This window comes from Luteimonas huabeiensis HB2 (assembly GCF_000559025.1).
Taxonomy (GTDB): Bacteria; Pseudomonadota; Gammaproteobacteria; order Xanthomonadales; family Xanthomonadaceae; genus Luteimonas; species Luteimonas huabeiensis.
The window spans coordinates 1-2,364 of record NZ_JAAN01000060.1 but is presented as its reverse complement, the minus strand read 5'-3'; the positions used below and the strand labels follow the sequence as shown (position 1 = coordinate 2,364).

The 2,364-nt window shown below is 62.3% G+C and carries 5 protein-coding genes; all 5 read right to left on the bottom strand.

Going from position 1 to position 2,364, the window contains the following annotated elements:
* The coding region (locus Z164_RS22215; protein ID WP_236621836.1) for a zeta toxin family protein at positions 1–558 on the bottom strand (558 nt) is incomplete at its 3' end.
* A gap of 50 nt (positions 559–608) precedes the next feature.
* Positions 609–908, bottom strand: a complete 300-nt coding sequence (locus tag Z164_RS22210) for a hypothetical protein (protein WP_081770275.1) — start codon at positions 906–908, stop codon at positions 609–611.
* Positions 872–1,120 carry a hypothetical protein gene (locus Z164_RS22700; RefSeq protein ID WP_152541065.1) on the bottom strand — a complete coding sequence of 83 codons (249 nt, stop codon included), beginning with the start codon at positions 1,118–1,120 and terminating at the stop codon, positions 872–874. The genes Z164_RS22210 and Z164_RS22700 overlap by 37 nt, the downstream gene beginning before the upstream one ends.
* Complete coding sequence (locus Z164_RS0119335; protein ID WP_024892281.1) at positions 1,117–1,710, bottom strand: zeta toxin family protein; 594 nt, start codon at positions 1,708–1,710, stop codon at positions 1,117–1,119. The genes Z164_RS22700 and Z164_RS0119335 overlap by 4 nt, the downstream gene beginning before the upstream one ends.
* Positions 1,707–2,048, bottom strand: coding sequence for a hypothetical protein (locus tag Z164_RS0119330; RefSeq protein ID WP_236621835.1), 342 nt, complete (start codon positions 2,046–2,048; stop codon positions 1,707–1,709). The genes Z164_RS0119335 and Z164_RS0119330 overlap by 4 nt, the downstream gene beginning before the upstream one ends.
* Between the last annotated feature and the right edge of the window lie 316 nt (positions 2,049–2,364).

Below are 2,364 nucleotides of genomic sequence, written 5' to 3'. Positions count from 1 at the left end.
CAGCCTGGCATCGCGCGCTTCTTCCAGCGCTGCGCCGGGCGAGCGCGCATCGATGCGGCTGTCGTACAGCTGCGTGCCTTCGCGATCGAACAGGCGGATGGGCACGTCGGTGCGCGCGTGAATGGTGTCGAGGCTGGAGGGGAGCTTGTCGTAGACGTGATCGCGCACGCTCGCAGGGACGTAACGGCCGTGGCCATCGGCGTTCAAGCCTCTGCTGAATCGTTCAGACCACTCGCCGTTACTCAATGTCGTGTCGAAGATGATGTTCTTGCGTCCGGCCACGGCCGCATTGCGCAGTTCATCGGCCCATTGCCCGGCATCGGCGTGGGTCAGGCCCGACCAGGTGTAGGGGTGGGTGCGACGGAACTCGTTGACGCGAGGGTGGTAGTCGCGGAGTGCGTCGGGATCGATTTTGACGGCGTCGAGATTCAGCTCCGCCTCTGCAATTCCGGCCAGACTGCCTTTGCCCGAGCCGGGCTGGCCGCCGAGAAGGATGGCGCGAGGCTTCTCGTGGGATGTGATTTCATCGATCCTGCTCTCAGGGACGATGGTTTCCATAAAAATTCGACTATGAGTCGCTCGATCCAATGCGGTGTTTGGAGTACTCATCAGAATTCCTTTCTGCGTGCTTTAAAGTGCTCTTCTATTTCATTCAAGGAGTAGAGGCCGCCGGACCTTGCGCGTCCCATGAGGAGTTGCTTTTGTCTCGCCTTTTCAATAGCAGCAGGATCCCCGCTGGCTTCGGCAGCTTTTAGTTCCTCGTGGGCCTCTGCTCTGAAAGTGTCTAGGCGCCCTTCAAGCGCCCATATGGCTACCTCGAAGGGAGGGGTTGCGGCCGAAGGTTTCGTCACGACGGTATTCAAAGCCTCCTCTAGCCGTTCGATGTGCTCCGGATAGTGTGGGTCCACTCGGACTGCGCGGCCAGGACGCTGCCGTGCTCGCGCAGGTCCGCGGCCTTCGCGTGCGTGCTCAGGGCATCGTAGGCGGTGGCGGCGAGTCCTGCGGCGGTACCGCCTCGGGCCAGCGCGGGCTGAAGGCGAACATCGAAGTCCATGTCGGAGGCGCGCCGACGGTAGCCGGCCACGCTTTCGGGAATACGCGCCTGGTCGCGTTCCGTCAAGAGGACCGGCGCGATCTCGGGGCGAGTGCGTTGGACGGTCTCGGGATGGGCACGTCGGTGCGCGCATGAATGGTGTCGAGGCTTGCGGGAAGCTTGTCGTAGACGTGATCACGCACGCTCGCAGGGACGTAGCGGCCGTGGCCATCGGCTTCCAGTTTGTCGGAGAAGCGCTGATCGACCCCCAGTTCGCTTTCCAGCTTCGGCGAGGCCATGACGCGGACCTCGACCTCGTAGCCCTTGGCTTGCAGGTCGCGGATCAGCTCCGAAGACCACTCGCCGTTACTCAATGTCGTGTCGAAGATGAAGTTCTTGCGTCCGGCCACGGCGTAGGGGTGGGTGCGACGGAACTCGCTGGCGCGAGGGTGGTAATCGCGGAGTGCGTCGGGGTCGATTTTGACGACATCATCAGCAAGCTCCAGCTTTGCAGTATCTGCCAGCCCTCCTTTGCCTGCCCCGGGTTGCCCACCCAGTATGATCGCCTTCGGGCGCGCTTGTTCGGATGCTTCGATGAACTGTGTTTGGGTAAGGATCTTCTCTCTGAAAATCGCGTCATGGGTCGATGGATCGAGCCGGCTACCTTCGGCGCTCATTCGAACATCTCCTTGTTCCTGATGAAGTACTCATGCAAGTCATGCAGGCTCGGTAGTGTTCGAGCATCCAGCATGCGCAGCTCCTTTTCCTTCGCCCGTTTTATCGCTTCCGGATCACCGGAGGATTCCGCTGCTTGCAGTTCGTCTCTGGCTTCGGAGATGAATGTACTCAAGCGGCTTTCAAGCAGCCAGATCGCCCGTTCAAATGGGTCCGCGCCCGGCAACCTCTTGTTGACGATGCGTTGAAGTGTCTCCTGCAGCCGCTCGATGTGCTCCGGATAGTCCTTGAGCATGTCCCGCAGCTTCTGGGGAACGGGGGGAGGCGGAAGTGCGGTCATCGGTATGGTTCCTGCGGGTTCGGTTGATGGTTTGGGTCGCGGCAGGTTCGGCCTGCGCTTCGGGGCGACCGGCAAGCCGCCCGGCGGCAGCGGCGCGACATCGGCCACTGCTCCGGCATCGCCCGGGCGCAGCCTGGCTAGGACGATTCGGATTGTGCCGCCAGTGTCGCAGGAGCGTTGGCGATGTTGGCCGCGACCTCCTGGGCCGATGGTCGTTCGAGCGTGGCTGTGCATTGCGGGTTTGCGATGCTGACCGCCGGCCGTTGAAGGTCCAGGCCACGCCGTCGCGATCGGCCCGCCGGAAGATGCGCTTCGC